We start from the raw sequence: 14,956 nt of genomic DNA, 5'->3' as shown, positions 1-14,956 counted from the left end.
ATCGCGAGCAAGCTCGCTCCCACAGTGGATCGCCTGTGCACCCGCATCCCGTGCACGACACCGATCAAATGTGGGAGCGAGCCTGCTCGCGATGAGGCCCTCCCGGACGATGTAGACTCCACTTCATGACCACCCAACTCCCCTGCTACCACTGCGCGCTCCCCGTCCCGGCCGGCAGCCGCTTCACCGCCGCGGTCCTCGGGCAAACCCGCGAATTCTGCTGCCCGGGTTGCCAGGCCGTGGCCGAAGCCATTGTGGCCGGCGGTCTGGAAAGCTATTACCAGCACCGCAGTGAAGCCTCGGTCAACCCCGAGGCGCTGCCGGTGCAACTGGTGGATGAACTGGCGCTGTACGACCGTGCCGATGTGCAGCAACCCTTCGTTCGCCACGACGGCGAACTCGCCGAAACCACACTGTTGATGGAAGGCATCAGCTGCGCCGCCTGCGGCTGGCTGATCGAAAAACACCTGCGTACCTTGCCGGCCGTGGCTGAAGCGCGCCTGAACCTGTCCAACCATCGCCTGCATGTACGCTGGTCCGACGCGCAATTACCGCTGAGCCAGATCCTCAGCGAACTGCGCCACATCGGTTACGCCGCACACCCGTATCAGGCCGACCGGGCCAGTGAACAACTGGCCAGCGAAAACCGCTTGGCCCTGCGCCAGCTCGGCGTGGCCGGGTTGCTGTGGTTCCAGGCAATGATGGCAACCATGGCCACCTGGCCTGAATTCAACATCGACCTCAGCCCCGAACTGCACACCATCCTGCGCTGGGTCGCACTGTTCCTCACCACCCCGATCGTGTTCTACAGCTGCGCGCCGTTCTTCAAAGGTGCCATGCGCGATCTGCGCACCCGCCATCTGACCATGGACGTTTCGGTGTCGCTGGCCATCGGCAGCGCCTACATCGCCGGGATCTGGACGTCCATCACCGGGGTCGGCGAACTGTATTTCGATGCCGTCGGCATGTTTGCCCTGTTCCTGCTGGCCGGGCGTTATCTGGAGCGACGCGCCCGCGAGCGCACCGCCGCCGCCACCGCGCAGCTGGTGAATCTGTTGCCCGCCTCGTGCCTGCGATTGACCGCCGACGGCCAGAGCGAACGCATTCTGCTCAGTGAACTGCGTGTTGGCGATCAGGTGCTGGTTCATCCGGGCGCCATTCTCCCGGCTGACGGCAAGATCCTCGACGGCCAGTCGAGTGTCGACGAGTCGCTGCTGACCGGCGAATACCTGCCGCAACCCCGCACCCTGGGCGATGCGGTCACCGCCGGCACAATGAACGTCGAAGGCGCACTGACCGTCGAGGTCCAGGCCCTGGGCCAGGACACTCGCCTCTCGGCCATCGTTCGCCTGCTCGATCGTGCCCAGGCCGAAAAACCGCGACTGGCGGAAATCGCCGACCGCGCCGCGCAATGGTTCCTGCTGTTGTCGTTGATCGCTGCCGCCGCGATTGGCCTGTTGTGGTGGCAGTTGGATGCCTCGCGAGCCTTCTGGATCGTGCTGGCGATGCTGGTGGCGACCTGCCCGTGCGCCTTGTCGCTGGCGACGCCGACCGCCCTCACCGCGGCTACTGGCACACTGCACAAACTCGGTCTGTTGCTGACCCGCGGCCATGTCCTGGAAGGACTGAACCAGATCGACACGGTGATTTTCGACAAGACCGGCACCCTCACCGAAGGGCGCCTGGCGCTGCGCTCGATCCGCCCCCTCGGCGCGCTCGACAGCGACCAATGCCTGAGCCTCGCCGCCGCCCTGGAAAACCGCTCCGAACACCCGATCGCCCGTGCTTTCGGACGCGCGCCGATGGCTGCCGAAGAAGTCCACAGCACACCGGGCCTTGGCCTGGAGGGTCTGGTTGAAGGGCGACGCCTGCGCATTGGCCAACCGTGTTTCGTCTGCGAACTCAGCGGCGCCGTGGTGCCGTCGATGCCCGAAGAAGCCGGCCAATGGCTGCTGCTTGGCGACAGCCAGGGACCGCTGGCCTGGCTCGTCCTCGATGATCGCTTGCGGGCCGATGCGCCCGCATTGTTGGCCGCGTGCAAGGCGCGTGGCTGGCGCACGCTGTTGTTGTCCGGCGACAGCTCGCCGATGGTCGCCAGCGTGGCGGCGGAACTCGGTATCGACGAAGCCCGTGGCGGTTTGCGTCCGGACGATAAACTGCAGGTCCTGCAACAACTGCACAAGGAAGGTCGCAAGGTGTTGATGCTCGGGGACGGGGTCAATGACGTGCCAGTGCTGGCGGCTGCGGATATCAGCGTCGCCATGGGCTCGGCCACCGACCTTGCGAAAACCAGTGCCGACGCCGTGTTGCTGTCCAACCGCCTCGACGCCCTGGTGCAAGCCTTCAGCCTGGCGCGGCGCACCCGCCGGGTCATTATCGAGAACCTTCTGTGGGCCGGGTTGTACAATGGCCTCATGTTGCCCTTCGCCGCCCTCGGCTGGATCACTCCGGTCTGGGCGGCGGTGGGCATGTCGATCAGTTCGTTGACCGTGGTGTTGAACGCGCTGCGCCTGACTCGCATGCCGAGCGCGCCCGCCCCCTGCACCATGCCAGAAACCCGCCCGCTGCCGGCCTGAGCCGTGCGGGCATGGAGTCCAGATGCCAGCTCTTTACGTGATGATTCCCGCTGCGCTGCTGATTGTGGCCATTGCCGTCTATATCTTCTTCTGGGCGGTGGACAGCGGTCAGTACGACGATCTCGACGGCCCGGCCCACAGCATCCTGTTCGACGACCAGGACCCGAACCACACCGCTGCCGTCGATGAGGCCAGCGGCCAACCGGCCAAACCGCAAGACAAGGCCCCACCTCATGCTTGAATTGGCGCCCCTGCTGGTGTCTGCGGTGATCCTCGGCTTGCTCGGCGGCGGCCACTGCCTGGGCATGTGCGGCGGCTTGATGGGCGCGCTGACCCTGGCGATTCCCAAGGAACAACGCAGCCGCCGCTTTCGCCTGCTGCTGGCCTACAACCTGGGCCGAATTCTGAGCTATGCCTGCGCCGGACTGCTGATCGGCCTGGCCGGATGGGCCGTGGCCAGCAGCCCGGCGGCGATGTTCCTGCGCATCCTCGCCGGGTTGCTGCTGATTGCCATGGGCCTGTACCTGGCCGGCTGGTGGAGCGGCCTGACCCGTATCGAAAGCCTCGGTCGCGGCTTGTGGCGGCACATCCAGCCAGTCGCCAACCGGTTGCTGCCGGTGTCGAACGTTCCCCGTGCGTTGTTGTTGGGCGCGCTCTGGGGTTGGCTGCCGTGCGGCCTGGTCTACAGCACCTTGCTATGGTCGGCCAGCCAGGGCAACGCACTGGATAGCGCGTTGTTGATGCTCGCGTTCGGGCTCGGCACCTGGCCGGTGCTGCTGGCGACAGGCCTTGCCGCCGAGCGCATCACCGCACTGTTGCGCAAACGCAGCGTGCGCATGGCAGGCGGATTGCTGGTGATGCTGTTCGGCATCTGGACCTTGCCGGGTCCGCATCAGCATTGGCTCATGGGACATTAAATCGGCGGCGCGCCCATCGCGAGCAGGCTCGCTCCCACAGGGGAACGCATTCCAAATGTGGGAGCGAGCTTGCTCGCGATGGGGCCCTCATAAACAACAAAGATTCTGACCTTGATGCAAATCAAGATGCCCCACCCCGCCTTCGCATAAAGTGGCTGACATTGCCAGCCTATCCGGGGGAATGTCCGCATGATGCTCGACGCCATTCGTTGGGACACCGATCTGATCCGCCGTTATGACCTGGCGGGACCACGCTACACCTCGTATCCGACCGCCGTGCAATTCAACAGCCAGGTCGGCACCTTCGACCTGTTCCATGCCCTGCGCGACAGCCGCAAGGCCCAGCGTCCATTGTCGCTGTACGTGCACGTACCGTTCTGCGCGAACATTTGCTATTACTGCGCCTGCAACAAGGTCATCACCAAGGATCGCGGCCGGGCGCAGCCGTATTTGCAGCGCCTGGAACAGGAAATCCAGTTGATCGCCTGCCACCTCGACCCCACGCAGAAAGTCGAGCAACTGCACTTCGGTGGCGGCACACCGACCTTTCTCAGCCACGACGAACTGCGCCAATTGATGGCGCATTTGCGCAAACACTTCAATTTGCTGGACGACGACTCCGGTGACTACGGCATCGAGATCGACCCGCGCGAGGCCGACTGGTCGACCATGGGCCTGCTGCGCGAACTGGGTTTCAATCGGGTCAGCATCGGCCTGCAAGACCTCGACCCGGCGGTGCAACGCGCAGTCAATCGCCTGCAAAGCCTGGAAGAAACCCGCGCGGTGATCGATGCCGCCCGCACCTTGCAGTTTCGCTCGATCAATATCGACCTGATCTACGGCCTGCCGAGACAGACGCCGGAGAATTTCGCCCGCACCGTGGAAGAGGTCATCAACCTGCAACCAGACAGGTTATCGGTGTTCAACTACGCCCACTTGCCGGAACGATTCATGCCCCAGCGGCGCATCAACAGCCATGAACTGCCGACACCCGCGCAGAAACTGGAAATGCTGCAGCGCACCATCGAGCAACTGATCAGCGCCGGCTACCGCTACATCGGCATGGACCACTTCGCCCTGCCCGACGACGAGCTGGCGATTGCCCAGGAAGAGTCGACCCTGCAACGCAATTTCCAGGGCTACACCACCCATGGTCATTGCGACCTGATCGGCCTCGGCGTGTCGGCAATCAGCCAGATCGGCGACCTGTACTGCCAGAACAGCAGCGACCTGAACGAGTATCAGAACGTCCTTGCATCAATGCAACCGGCCACCAGCCGCGGCTTGCTGTGCAATGCCGATGACCGGCTGCGGCGCGCGGTCATCCAGCAATTGATCTGCAATTTCAGCCTGGAGTTTTGCGATATCGAACAAGCCTTCAACATCGATTTCCAGGGCTACTTCGGCGATCTCTGGCCCCAGTTGCAAGACATGACCAAAGACGGGCTGATCGAACTCGATTGCGACAGGATCACCATCCTGCCCGCCGGGCGGTTGTTGGCGCGCTCGGTGTGCATGGTGTTCGACGCGTACCTGGAACAACACAGTCGCCAGCGTTTTTCACGAGTAATCTAATTCTGCAAGCAAGCGACTCAGACTGGCCTCGATCTCCTATGGTGAGTTACCCTTACGTCTTATGTGTGAATTCCCACAAGGATTGAAGAAATGTCCGAGCCAGTAAAACTGCGCGCTCATAATCAAGCCCATTGCAAGGATTGCAGCCTGGCCCCTCTTTGCCTGCCACTTTCGCTGAATCTGGAAGACATGGATGCGCTGGACGACATCGTCAAACGCGGCCGGCCGCTGAAAAAAGGCGAGTTTTTGTTCCGCCAGGGCGATACCTTCGATTCTGTCTACGCAGTGCGTTCCGGCGCCCTCAAGACCTTCAGCCTGAGCGATACCGGTGAAGAACAGCTCACCGGCTTCCACCTGCCCAGCGAACTGGTCGGCCTGTCGGGCATGGACACCGAAAAGCACCCGGTGTCGGCACAAGCCCTGGAAACCACTTCGGTGTGTGAAATTCCTTTCGAACGCCTCGACGAACTGGCCCTGCAATTGCCGCAGTTGCGCCGTCAGCTGATGCGCGTGATGAGCCGCGAAATCCGTGACGACCAGCAGATGATGCTGCTGTTGTCGAAAAAGACCGCCGACGAACGCATCGCCACCTTCCTGGTCAACCTCTCGGCACGTTTCCGCGCCCGGGGTTTTTCCGCCAATCAGTTCCGCCTGAGCATGTCGCGCAACGAAATCGGCAACTACCTGGGCCTGGCGGTAGAAACCGTGTCCCGGGTCTTTACCCGCTTCCAGCAAAACGAACTGATTGCGGCGGAAGGCAAGGAAATCCGGATTCTCGACCCGATCCAGCTGTGCGCCCTGGCCGGTGGCTCACTGGAAGGCTGAAACAAACCGTTGCGGCTGAGCGAAAGGGTTCAGCCGCCGTTATACTGCGTCGTTTGCAGCCCTGCCAGGACACCACGACGATGGTCTTCGACTCCTTCGACATCAAATCCCTCATCCGCCCTGTCATCGACTTCCCGAAACCGGGTGTGATCTTTCGCGACATCACCCCGCTGTTCCAGTCGCCCACGGCCCTGCGCCTGGTGATGGACAGTTTCGCCCACCGTTATGTCGAGGCAGACTTCACCCACATCGGCGCGATGGACGCCCGTGGTTTTCTGATCGGCTCGGTGCTGGCCTATCAGCTGAACAAGCCGCTGGTGCTGTTCCGCAAGCAAGGCAAGCTGCCGGCTGACGTGCTGGCCGAGGGCTATGCGACCGAATACGGCGAAGCCTTCCTGGAAGTGCACGCCGACAGCCTGTGCGAAGGGGATTCGGTGGTGATGTTCGATGACCTGATCGCCACCGGCGGCACCCTGATCGCCGCCGCCAACCTGATCCGCCGCATGGGCGCCCGGGTGCATGAAGCGGCAGCGATCATCGATCTGCCGGAACTGGGTGGCTCGCAGCGTCTGGAAGACATGGGCATTCCTACGTTCTGCCTGACGCAGTTTGCGTTGAGCGACAAGTAAGCGGCGTCTGTCAGACCGCCATCGCGAGCAGGCTCGCTCCCACATTCGACCGCGTTCTGTCAGGAAGAATGCAATCCACTGTAGGAGCGAGCCTGCTCGCGATGACGTCAGTAGCCTCACCAGATATCTTCAAAGCCCCATCTGCTTGCTGATGATCTCGTTCATCACTTCCCGCGTTCCACCGCCAATCGACAGGATCCGGTTATCGCGATACAACCGCTCCACCAGGCTCTCGCGCATGTAACCCAGCCCACCGAGTATCTGCACCGCATCGGTGACGATCCGGTCCGCGGTATCCGTCGCAAAATTCTTGGCCATGGAAATTTCCTTGATCACGCTCTGCCCCGCCGCCATTTTCGCGGCCTGCCGGTAAGTGAACTCCCGGGACACTTCCAGCGCGGTCGCCATCTCGGCGAGGCGATGCTTGATCACCTGAAACCTGCCGATCGGTTTGCCGAAGGCCTCGCGCTGGCGCGCCCATTTCAGGCTTTCCTCCAGAGCAAGCTGTGCGGTCATGTTAGCCATCAACGCCAAGGCCAGGCGTTCGCTCTGGAAGTTGCCCATGATGCAGGCAAAGCCCATGTTCTGTGTGCCGATCAGGTTTCCTGCAGGCACCCGGCAATCATCGAAGAACAGTTCAGCGGTGTCTGAGGCCCACCAGCCCATTTTCTTCAGCTGCCGCCCTACGGTGAAACCGGGCGTGCCCTTCTCGATCAGCAGCAGGCTGATGCCAGCGAAACCTGGCTCGCCCGTTCGCACTGCAACAGTGTAGAAATCCGCACGCACGCCGCTGGTGATAAAGGTCTTGCTGCCACTGACCCGGTAAAAATCACCTTCGCGCACGGCACGGGTTTGCAGGTTGGCGACGTCGGAGCCGCCGCCAGGTTCTGTGATTGCCAGGGCGCTGATCTTCTCTCCCGACAGCACCTGGGGCAGCACACGATCACGCACTTCGGGCCGGGCCCACTTGAGAATGGGCGGCAGGCCGATATCCAGCGAGCCCAGGCCGGCAACCAGCCCGCCTGAGCCGCAGCGCATCAACTCTTCACTGGCGGCAACCTTGGCGAACAGATCCCCTTCGTGGCTGCCTCCGTATGCCTCCGGGTAGCCGATGCCGAGAATCCCTGCCGCGCCGGCCTTGAGGTAGAGCTCGCGAGGAAAGCTTTCGGCCTCTTCCCACTGCTCGATATCAGGAAGGATCTCGCGCTCGACGAAACGTCTGACGCTGTCACGGACCAATTGGTGGCTGGGGTCGAAGTATTCCTGAAAGGCAGACATCGGCGAGCTCCACTGAAGGGGTCAGTGAAGTTAACCGAGCGCTTGCTTGGTTTTCAACTGGATTGTGTGAATCAGGTAGACCGAGGTGCCCTTATCGCGAGCAGGCTCGCTCCTACATTGGCTTTGTGTGCACCGCAGACCCCCTGTAGGAGCGAGCCTGCTCGCGATGGCGCCAGCCCGAACAACACGAATTACAGGTTGATCGGCTTACGCCCGGCAAACGAATGCGCCAGCGTCCCGCCATCCACCAGTTCCAACTCGCCACCCAGCGGTACGCCATGGGCGATACGCGAGGCGATCAGGCCTTTGCTGCTGAGCAATTGGGCGATGTAGTGCGCTGTGGCTTCACCTTCCACGGTCGGGTTGGTGGCCAGGATGACTTCGGCGAATGTACCGGCCTCTTCGATCCGCGCCATCAATTGCGGAATGCCGATGGCCTCCGGCCCCAAGCCGTCGAGCGGCGACAGATGCCCCTTGAGCACAAAATAGCGCCCGCGAAAACCGGTCTGCTCCACGGCATAGACGTCCATTGGGCCTTCCACTACGCAAAGCAAGGTGTCGTCGCGACGGGTATCGGCGCATTGCGGGCACAGATCATCTTCCGTCAGCGTACGGCACAAGCGGCAGTGACCGACCCCTTCCATGGCCTGGCTCAGGGCCAGCGCCAGTCGCGAACCGCCGCTGCGGTCGCGCTCGAGCAACTGCAACGCCATGCGCTGGGCGGTTTTCTGACCCACGCCTGGCAAAATTCGCAGGGCGTCGATCAGTTGGCGAATCAAAGGGCTGAAGCTCATGGTGGAAAAGTCCGACAAAACAACGAGACGCGGTTTATACCCGCGCCTCGGTTGAGCGTCAAATTGCAGCGTCAATTACTCAGTCCCGGGAAACCCGAACCACCAGCTTGCCGAAGTTGCGCCCTTCCAGCATGCCGATGAACGCATCGGGCGCCTGTTCCAGGCCATCGACCACGTCTTCGCGGAACTTCACCTTGCCATCACGTACCCAGGGTGCCATGGCACTGAGGAATTCCGGCTGGCGATCACCATAGTCATCGAACACGATGAAGCCCTGGATGCGCACCCGCTTGGTCAACAGGGTGCGCTGCAACAGTGGCAGGCGATCCGGGCCGCTCGGCGCCTCATGGGCGTTATAGGAGGCAATCAGGCCGCAGAGTGGAATCCGCGCCTTGGGATTGAGCAACGGCACCACGGCGTCGAATACCTTGCCACCGACATTTTCATAATAAATGTCGATGCCCTTGGGACAGGCTTGCGCCAGTTCCTCAGCAAAATCCGGGCTCCTGTGATCGATGCAGGCGTCGAAACCCAACTCGTCGACCACATAGCGGCACTTTTTCGCACCACCCGCCACACCAACCACCCGCAGGCCCTTGATCTTCGCCACCTGCCCGACCACCGACCCCACCGCCCCGGACGCCGCCGCGACCACCAGGGTTTCGCCGGCCTTGGGCTGGCCGATGTCCATCAGGCCCATGTACGCGGTCATGCCCGGCATACCCAGTACCCCAAGGGCCATCGAAGGGCTTGGCAGCGCGGGAATCGGAATGATGCTGCGACCGTCATTGATGCTGTGGCTTTGCCAACCGGTGGCACCGACCACCAGATCACCTTCCTGAAACTTCGGATTGAGCGAACGCTCGACCCGGCTGACAGCGCCCCCGGTCATGACTTCGCCGATTTCCACCGGCGCGGCGTAGGAAGGTGCGTCACTCATGCGTCCGCGCATGTAGGGATCCAGCGACAGGAAAACGGTCTTGAGCAGCACCTGACCCTCGGCCAGGTCCGGCAGCGCCACCCGCTCCATGCGGAAGTTTTCCGGCGTTGGCGCACCCACCGGGCGAGAAGCCAGGACAATGCGTTGATTGAGGGTCATGGGGTCGGACATGGCAGCGTCTCCTGTGATCGATGGGGTTCGGTGATATAGGGAGCAGACCTTTGTGGCGGTAGGGCGTTCGATGTGTTTTCAGTTGGACCAGGGTGAGTTCTTCGCGAGCAGGCTCGCTCCCACATTTGGAATGCGATCCCCTGTGGGAGCGAGCTTGCTCGATGGCGGCATTCCAGACACCACATTTCCCATGGCCAGAAACAAAAATGCCAGGCGCTATGCCTGGCACTTTTTGTAACTCATCTGCCGCCTGAAGGCGAATCAGAATGGCAGTTTCATGCCCGGCGGCAGTTGCATGCCGGCAGTCATGCTGCCCATCTTGTCCTGGCTGTTGGCTTCGATCTTGCGCACGGCATCGTTGACCGCGGATGCGATGACCGCTTCCAGCATTTCCTTGTCGTCTTCGCTCATGCCTTCGACCAGGCTTGGGTCGATGGTCACGCTCTTGACGTCATGACGACCGGTCATCACCACGGTGACCATATCGCCACCGGCCTTACCGGTGACTTCGGCGTTGGCCAGTTCTTCCTGCATCTTGGCCATTTTTTCCTGCATCTGCTGCGCCTGCTTCATCAGGCCGGCCATGCCACCTTTCATCATGGTAATCACCTCAAAAGTACTTGGATTAAAACAGCGCCCGGCCCATGCGGCCGGACGCCTTCAGTTATTAGCCCTGAGCGACCAGGGCGTCGACAGGTTCAATAGTATCGTTACGGACCACCGCACCGAACTGCTGCATCATTTGCTGGATGAACGGATCACCGTGGATCGATTCCTCCGCCTCGCGCTGACGGTTGGCGCGGCGGCGCGAAGCCGCTTGTGCCGGGGTTTCCTGCTCGGGCTTGATCAGCTCGATGCTCAGGGTCAGCGTGCGCTGGTGATACTGGTTCAGCGCATCGTTGAGGCGGCGCTGTTGCGTGGCGTTGAACAAGGCACTGTGGGCCGGGTCCAGGTGCATCAGCCAATTGTCGCCATCCACCGCGATCAGCGTGCAGTTGGCGGCGATGCTGCCGGTCATGCCGGAGATCGGCAATTTCGGGAACAGCTCCAGCCATTGCAGGGCCAATCCGGTGGCCGGCATTGCCGCGGGCTCCGGCTCGGGCTCCGGAGCCGGGTCGGCGGTATGCTCGCTGGCCAGTTCGTCGAGGTAACTGTAGGCCGAATCCATGTCCGGCTCGATGTAATCCTCGTCCAGCGGCGGCTCGTCATCCAGGTCCATCCCCGGCGTCGCGGCATCGACAGCGGCCACCGAGGGTTCCGGGATCGGCGCGGCAGCCCATTCAGGCGCGTCCGGCACCACGCTGTCCGGCGTCGGCAACGGCATCGGCGGTAATTCGGGTTGTTCGCTGGCGGTTTCCAGCACCGATTCCACCGCCGGTTGCTGGACGGGCGCCGGCTCGACCGGGTCATTCCACGGCAGGTCGACAACTTCTTCGACCACGACCGCTTCAACCACAGGCGCAGGTTCTGGCACAGGTTCTGGCACAACGACCGGCGCAACCGGTTCCGGTGCAGGCGCTGGAGCCGTCACTGGCGCAGCCGCTACCGGTGCAACGGCCGCAGCGACTACCGGCACAACCACCGGCGCGGCAGCCACTGAGTTTGCGGAATCAACTGTGGCCTGGCTGATCCCCACTGGCTTTAGCGGTTGCCTCGGGGCATCCGCGGTGTCTGCGGGCCGGAACGCCAGCATCCGCAGCAACACCATTTCAAAACCGCCCCGCGGATCCGGCGCCAGCGGCAGGTCGCGGCGGCCGATCAGGCCCATCTGGTAGTAGAACTGCACGTCTTCGGCCGGCAAGGCCTGGGCCAGTGCCAGCACGCGATCACGGTCGCCGTGACCGTTGTCGACACCTTCCGGCAAGGCCTGGGCGATGGCAACGCGGTGCAGCACATTGAGAATTTCCGAGAGCACGCCGTTCCAGTCCGGGCCTTGTTCGGCCAGGTGGCGGACGGCTTCGAGCAACGCCTTGGCATCGCCTTCGATCAGCGCATGCAGCACGTCGTAGACCTGCCCGTGATCGAGGGTCCCAAGCATCGCCCGCACGTCGGCGGCCATGACCTTGCCTTCACCGAAGGCAATCGCCTGGTCGGTCAGGCTCATGGCATCACGCATCGACCCGTCGGCGGCGCGGCCCAGCAGCCACAGCGCATCGTCTTCGAACGGCACGTTCTCGACACCCAGTACGTGGGTCAGGTGCTCGACGACGCGCTCAGGCGTCATGTTCTTCAGGGAGAACTGCAGGCACCGCGACAGAATCGTTGCAGGAAGTTTCTGCGGGTCGGTGGTCGCCAGGATGAACTTGACGTAGGGTGGCGGCTCTTCAAGGGTTTTGAGCAGTGCGTTGAAGGAATGACTGGAGAGCATGTGCACTTCGTCGATCAGGTAGACCTTGAAGCGCCCGCGGCTCGGGGCGTACTGCACGTTGTCGAGCAGTTCGCGGGTATCTTCGACCTTGGTGCGGCTCGCGGCGTCGATCTCGATCAGGTCGACAAAGCGGCCTTCGTCGATTTCGCGACACACCGAACACTCGCCACAGGGGGTCGAAGTGATACCTGTCTCGCAGTTAAGGCATTTGGCAATGATCCGAGCGATGGTGGTCTTGCCGACCCCACGGGTACCGGTAAAGAGGTAGGCGTGGTGCAGCCGCTGGCTGTCCAAGGCATTGATCAGAGCCTTGAGCACATGGGTCTGGCCGACCATTTCGCGGAACGAGCGCGGACGCCATTTACGTGCAAGAACCTGATAACTCATCGAAAACCGTCGCAGCGAAGGAAGCAGAAGCGGCTAATGCTAGCGGAGCAAGGGACAAATTGCATCCGGTGCGCTCGTGTATTGTGGCTAAGCTGCACATCGGAGGCTATTAACGGAGTGTTTATGCGGCTGGCCTTGGGGGCATTGCTGTTGATCAGCCTGGACGGCGTGGCTGCGCAAGCACCGCTGCGCTTCGTGATACCCGACAGCTGGAGCATGCCCATGGTGCAGCTTGAACGGGGCAAACCAACCCAGGGCATCCTGTATGACATGATGCTCAGCCTCGCGACCCAGGTCGGCGTACCGGCCGAATTCCATGTATTGCCCCGCCGGCGCATACAAATTGCCATGGAGCAAGGCGAGGTCGATGTCCGCTGTTATGTCACGCAATCGTGGCTGCCCGATCAGCCTGATGATTATCTCTGGAGCATCCCGCTCTTCACTCAACCGGATGTGTTGATCACCCTGCATGCGCCGCCCGGCGCGGTCAAACCCGCCGACTTGCCGCAACAGTCCATTGGCACCGTGCTGGGCTACAACTACCCGACCCTGCAGCCGCTGTTCGACACCGGCCAACTGCAGCGCGACGACGCACGCAATCAGGAACAAGTGCTGGAAAAGCTCCTGGCCGGCCGCAATCACTATGCCGTCAGCAATCAATGGAGCCTGGACTGGTTCAATCACCGCCTTCTGCCGGAGCAGCAACTGCAAGGCGTGGCAGTGCTGCAGGAAAACCAGATCGGTTGCTACGTTCGCAACGACCCGAGGCTCCCGGTGCAGAGCGTCCTGCGCACATTGGGGCGGATGAAGATGTCTGGGGAGATCGATGAGATTGTTCGGCTGTATATCGGTAGCGAGCCTGCGGCCGTGGATAAATCGGAAACGACAAAAAACCGCCTCGGAGAAGATCCTGGCAGCTAGCGAAAGCCTGATTTCAGAGAGATAACGCGAGAGAACACTCGCGTGGCGTTAAGGTGGTAACCCCACCAGCCACACCCCGGCACACAATGTTCCCGCTGTGGCTGCTTCCTTCCGGATCTGACCAGGTTCACGGGTAATCGTTGCGGGGGGACCGATGGGGTCACCATAACGACGCTCACCTGTCGGCGAGCCGCGCCATTGTACCTATCTGAGACGAAGTTACAACCGTTGGTTTCGGAATAAAAATATGAGGGGCTTCAAGCACTTGCTATTGCGCCTCTAGCACTTCGTCCGCCCTGCCGCCCTCCTGCTGAATCACCAGGTGAATAAAGTGCAGCTTGGCAATGACGGCTGGCGGCAGGACGAACGGATAGAAATCCGGCTGCCCCATGCTGCGTGACAGCTCATTGAGCATGCCCGCCAGTTCGATCCACGCATTGACGAACGACAGGAACGCCGCGCCGCCGGGATGCTGTGGATCGTAGAGGGTATCCAACGGAAACGGCTGATAGTCGAAGTCCATTTCCCGGGCACTCATGCCAAAGCCCAGCGCGGTGTCCACCGCATCCATCATGTGCAGGTAATGCGCCCAGGTTTCGGCCCAGTCTTCCCACGGGTGCATGGTGGCGTAGGCGCTGACGTAGTGCTGCTGCCAGTCGAGCGGTGCGCCCTGCTGATAATGCCGCTCGAGGGCTTCGGCATAGCTGGCGCGCTCATCGCCGAACACTGCGCGAAACGGTTCAAGCCACTGGCTATTGGCGATCAATCGATCCCAGTAGTAATGCCCGACTTCGTGACGAAAATGCCCGAGCAAGGTGCGATAGGGTTCGTGCATTTGCACCCGCACCTGCTCGCGGTGGGCATCGTCGGCTTCCTTGATATCGAGGGTGACCAGACCATTGGCGTGCCCGGTGGTGGGCGGTTTGCCTTCGAGGTCCACGCCGATGAAGTCGAAGGCAAGGCCCGTGTCTTCATCGACGGTCTTGGGAATCACCTGCAACCCCAGGCTGAGCAGTTGCGCGACCAGACGCCGCTTGGCGGTTTCCACCTTGCGCCAGCGCTCGTGGTTGTCGGTTATCGACAGGTCGGGAATGGTGCGGTTGAGGCTGCAGGCAAGGCACAAGACGTCATGGTCATTGGCAGGCAGCAACCAATTACAGGCCGCCGGGGAGTCGAGGTTGGAGCAGCGTCGAAACAGGCCAGCCCCGGGATCGGCATCGAGCAGCCAGGTGCCCGCTTGTACACCCGGCTGCAGCGAGGACAAGCGACTCTGCTCCGGCTGATAGCCCAACGCAGCCGAACAGGCCAGGCACTGGCTGTTGCGAAAGAACAGCGACTGCCCGCAACGACAGGACCAGACCTTGCTGTTGCGCAAATTTTCGGCCACGAACGGCGCGGCGATGCGCGAGCTGAGCTGCTCGAAAAAACGGTACATGGCGATCTCTCCCTGAGGCTTGCAGAGACTAGATCATTTACCAGACAGGATCGTTCCCAGGTCGAACGCAACACCTGTAGGAGCGAGCCTGCTCGCGATGGAGTGTCAGTCGACATCAATGCGCCTGATCCACCATCGCG

General features: G+C 61.9%; 13 protein-coding genes and 1 other RNA gene. 7 read left to right on the top strand and 7 right to left on the bottom strand.

Annotation, left to right across the window (positions count from 1 at the left end; translation table 11 throughout):
- Positions 1-125 precede the first annotated feature (125 nt).
- From ACM6J5_RS05055 to ACM6J5_RS05030, 6 genes are all read left to right on the top strand, one after another.
- A complete protein-coding gene (locus ACM6J5_RS05055) occupies positions 126-2,576 on the top strand; it encodes a heavy metal translocating P-type ATPase (RefSeq protein ID WP_414927942.1) in 2,451 nt (816 codons plus the stop codon).
- Between the two features lie 22 nt (positions 2,577-2,598).
- The gene (ccoS, locus tag ACM6J5_RS05050; protein ID WP_007971444.1) at positions 2,599-2,817 is read left to right on the top strand and encodes a cbb3-type cytochrome oxidase assembly protein CcoS; all 219 of its coding nucleotides are present in this window, start codon (positions 2,599-2,601) and stop codon (positions 2,815-2,817) included.
- Positions 2,810-3,493 carry a sulfite exporter TauE/SafE family protein gene (locus ACM6J5_RS05045; RefSeq protein ID WP_095943282.1) on the top strand — a complete coding sequence of 228 codons (684 nt, stop codon included), beginning with the start codon at positions 2,810-2,812 and terminating at the stop codon, positions 3,491-3,493. The genes ccoS and ACM6J5_RS05045 overlap by 8 nt, the downstream gene beginning before the upstream one ends.
- A 192-nt stretch (positions 3,494-3,685) precedes the next feature.
- Positions 3,686-5,068, top strand: coding sequence for an oxygen-independent coproporphyrinogen III oxidase (hemN, locus tag ACM6J5_RS05040; RefSeq protein WP_414927981.1), 1,383 nt, complete (start codon positions 3,686-3,688; stop codon positions 5,066-5,068).
- 90 nt (positions 5,069-5,158) lie between these two features.
- Complete coding sequence (fnr, locus tag ACM6J5_RS05035; RefSeq protein ID WP_414927941.1) at positions 5,159-5,893, top strand: fumarate/nitrate reduction transcriptional regulator Fnr; 735 nt, start codon at positions 5,159-5,161, stop codon at positions 5,891-5,893.
- Positions 5,894-5,973: 80 nt separating this feature from the next.
- Positions 5,974-6,522 (top strand): adenine phosphoribosyltransferase, encoded by a 549-nt coding sequence (locus ACM6J5_RS05030; RefSeq protein WP_008057870.1) that lies wholly within the window; start codon positions 5,974-5,976, stop codon positions 6,520-6,522.
- Positions 6,523-6,651: 129 nt separating this feature from the next.
- On the opposite strand, the gene ACM6J5_RS05025 is transcribed toward ACM6J5_RS05030, so the two are convergent.
- The 5 genes from ACM6J5_RS05025 to dnaX all read right to left on the bottom strand — a co-directional run bounded on the left by ACM6J5_RS05025 (position 6,652) and on the right by dnaX (position 12,460).
- Positions 6,652-7,800, bottom strand: a complete 1,149-nt coding sequence (locus ACM6J5_RS05025; protein WP_414927940.1) for an acyl-CoA dehydrogenase family protein — start codon at positions 7,798-7,800, stop codon at positions 6,652-6,654.
- A 191-nt stretch (positions 7,801-7,991) separates the two neighbouring features.
- Complete coding sequence (gene recR / locus ACM6J5_RS05020) at positions 7,992-8,594, bottom strand: recombination mediator RecR (RefSeq protein WP_414927939.1); 603 nt, start codon at positions 8,592-8,594, stop codon at positions 7,992-7,994.
- 79 nt (positions 8,595-8,673) lie between these two features.
- Positions 8,674-9,705, bottom strand: coding sequence for an NADP-dependent oxidoreductase (locus ACM6J5_RS05015; RefSeq protein ID WP_150671825.1), 1,032 nt, complete (start codon positions 9,703-9,705; stop codon positions 8,674-8,676).
- 261 nt (positions 9,706-9,966) lie between these two features.
- Positions 9,967-10,305: a YbaB/EbfC family nucleoid-associated protein gene (locus tag ACM6J5_RS05010; RefSeq protein WP_007971455.1), complete on the bottom strand. Its 339-nt coding sequence runs from the start codon at positions 10,303-10,305 to the stop codon at positions 9,967-9,969.
- A 67-nt stretch (positions 10,306-10,372) separates the two neighbouring features.
- Positions 10,373-12,460 carry a DNA polymerase III subunit gamma/tau gene (gene dnaX, locus ACM6J5_RS05005; RefSeq protein WP_414927938.1) on the bottom strand — a complete coding sequence of 696 codons (2,088 nt, stop codon included), beginning with the start codon at positions 12,458-12,460 and terminating at the stop codon, positions 10,373-10,375.
- 123 nt (positions 12,461-12,583) lie between these two features.
- On the opposite strand from dnaX, the gene ACM6J5_RS05000 reads away from it, so the two are divergent.
- A complete protein-coding gene (locus ACM6J5_RS05000; protein ID WP_414927937.1) occupies positions 12,584-13,381 on the top strand; it encodes a substrate-binding periplasmic protein in 798 nt (265 codons plus the stop codon).
- A gap of 60 nt (positions 13,382-13,441) precedes the next feature.
- On the opposite strand, the gene ffs is transcribed toward ACM6J5_RS05000, so the two are convergent.
- Together ffs and ACM6J5_RS04990 are read right to left on the bottom strand one after the other, a co-directional pair.
- Positions 13,442-13,538, bottom strand: an RNA gene (gene ffs, locus ACM6J5_RS04995) — signal recognition particle sRNA small type.
- Positions 13,539-13,649: 111 nt separating this feature from the next.
- Entirely contained in the window at positions 13,650-14,816 is a 1,167-nt protein-coding gene (locus ACM6J5_RS04990) for a putative zinc-binding metallopeptidase (RefSeq protein WP_414927936.1), read from the bottom strand.
- Between the last annotated feature and the right edge of the window lie 140 nt (positions 14,817-14,956).

This window comes from Pseudomonas sp. IT-P74, from assembly GCF_949768175.1.
In the GTDB taxonomy this organism is placed as follows: Bacteria; Pseudomonadota; Gammaproteobacteria; order Pseudomonadales; family Pseudomonadaceae; genus Aquipseudomonas.
Note: the sequence above shows the minus strand (reverse complement) of the source record. Positions and strands in the feature narration are given on the sequence as shown.

Coding starts and splice junctions, on each gene's coding strand:
- fnr (WP_414927941.1), top strand. CDS start 5,159: ATGTCCGAGCCAGTAAAACTGCGCGCTCATAATCAAGCCCATTGCAAG.
- ACM6J5_RS05000 (WP_414927937.1), top strand. CDS start 12,584: ATGCGGCTGGCCTTGGGGGCATTGCTGTTGATCAGCCTGGACGGCGTG.
- ACM6J5_RS05010 (WP_007971455.1), bottom strand. CDS start 10,305: ATGATGAAAGGTGGCATGGCCGGCCTGATGAAGCAGGCGCAGCAGATG.
- ACM6J5_RS05015 (WP_150671825.1), bottom strand. CDS start 9,705: ATGTCCGACCCCATGACCCTCAATCAACGCATTGTCCTGGCTTCTCGC.
- hemN (WP_414927981.1), top strand. CDS start 3,686: ATGCTCGACGCCATTCGTTGGGACACCGATCTGATCCGCCGTTATGAC.
- ACM6J5_RS04990 (WP_414927936.1), bottom strand. CDS start 14,816: ATGTACCGTTTTTTCGAGCAGCTCAGCTCGCGCATCGCCGCGCCGTTC.
- recR (WP_414927939.1), bottom strand. CDS start 8,594: ATGAGCTTCAGCCCTTTGATTCGCCAACTGATCGACGCCCTGCGAATT.
- ACM6J5_RS05030 (WP_008057870.1), top strand. CDS start 5,974: ATGGTCTTCGACTCCTTCGACATCAAATCCCTCATCCGCCCTGTCATC.
- ACM6J5_RS05045 (WP_095943282.1), top strand. CDS start 2,810: ATGCTTGAATTGGCGCCCCTGCTGGTGTCTGCGGTGATCCTCGGCTTG.
- dnaX (WP_414927938.1), bottom strand. CDS start 12,460: ATGAGTTATCAGGTTCTTGCACGTAAATGGCGTCCGCGCTCGTTCCGC.
- ACM6J5_RS05055 (WP_414927942.1), top strand. CDS start 126: ATGACCACCCAACTCCCCTGCTACCACTGCGCGCTCCCCGTCCCGGCC.
- ACM6J5_RS05025 (WP_414927940.1), bottom strand. CDS start 7,800: ATGTCTGCCTTTCAGGAATACTTCGACCCCAGCCACCAATTGGTCCGT.
- ccoS (WP_007971444.1), top strand. CDS start 2,599: ATGCCAGCTCTTTACGTGATGATTCCCGCTGCGCTGCTGATTGTGGCC.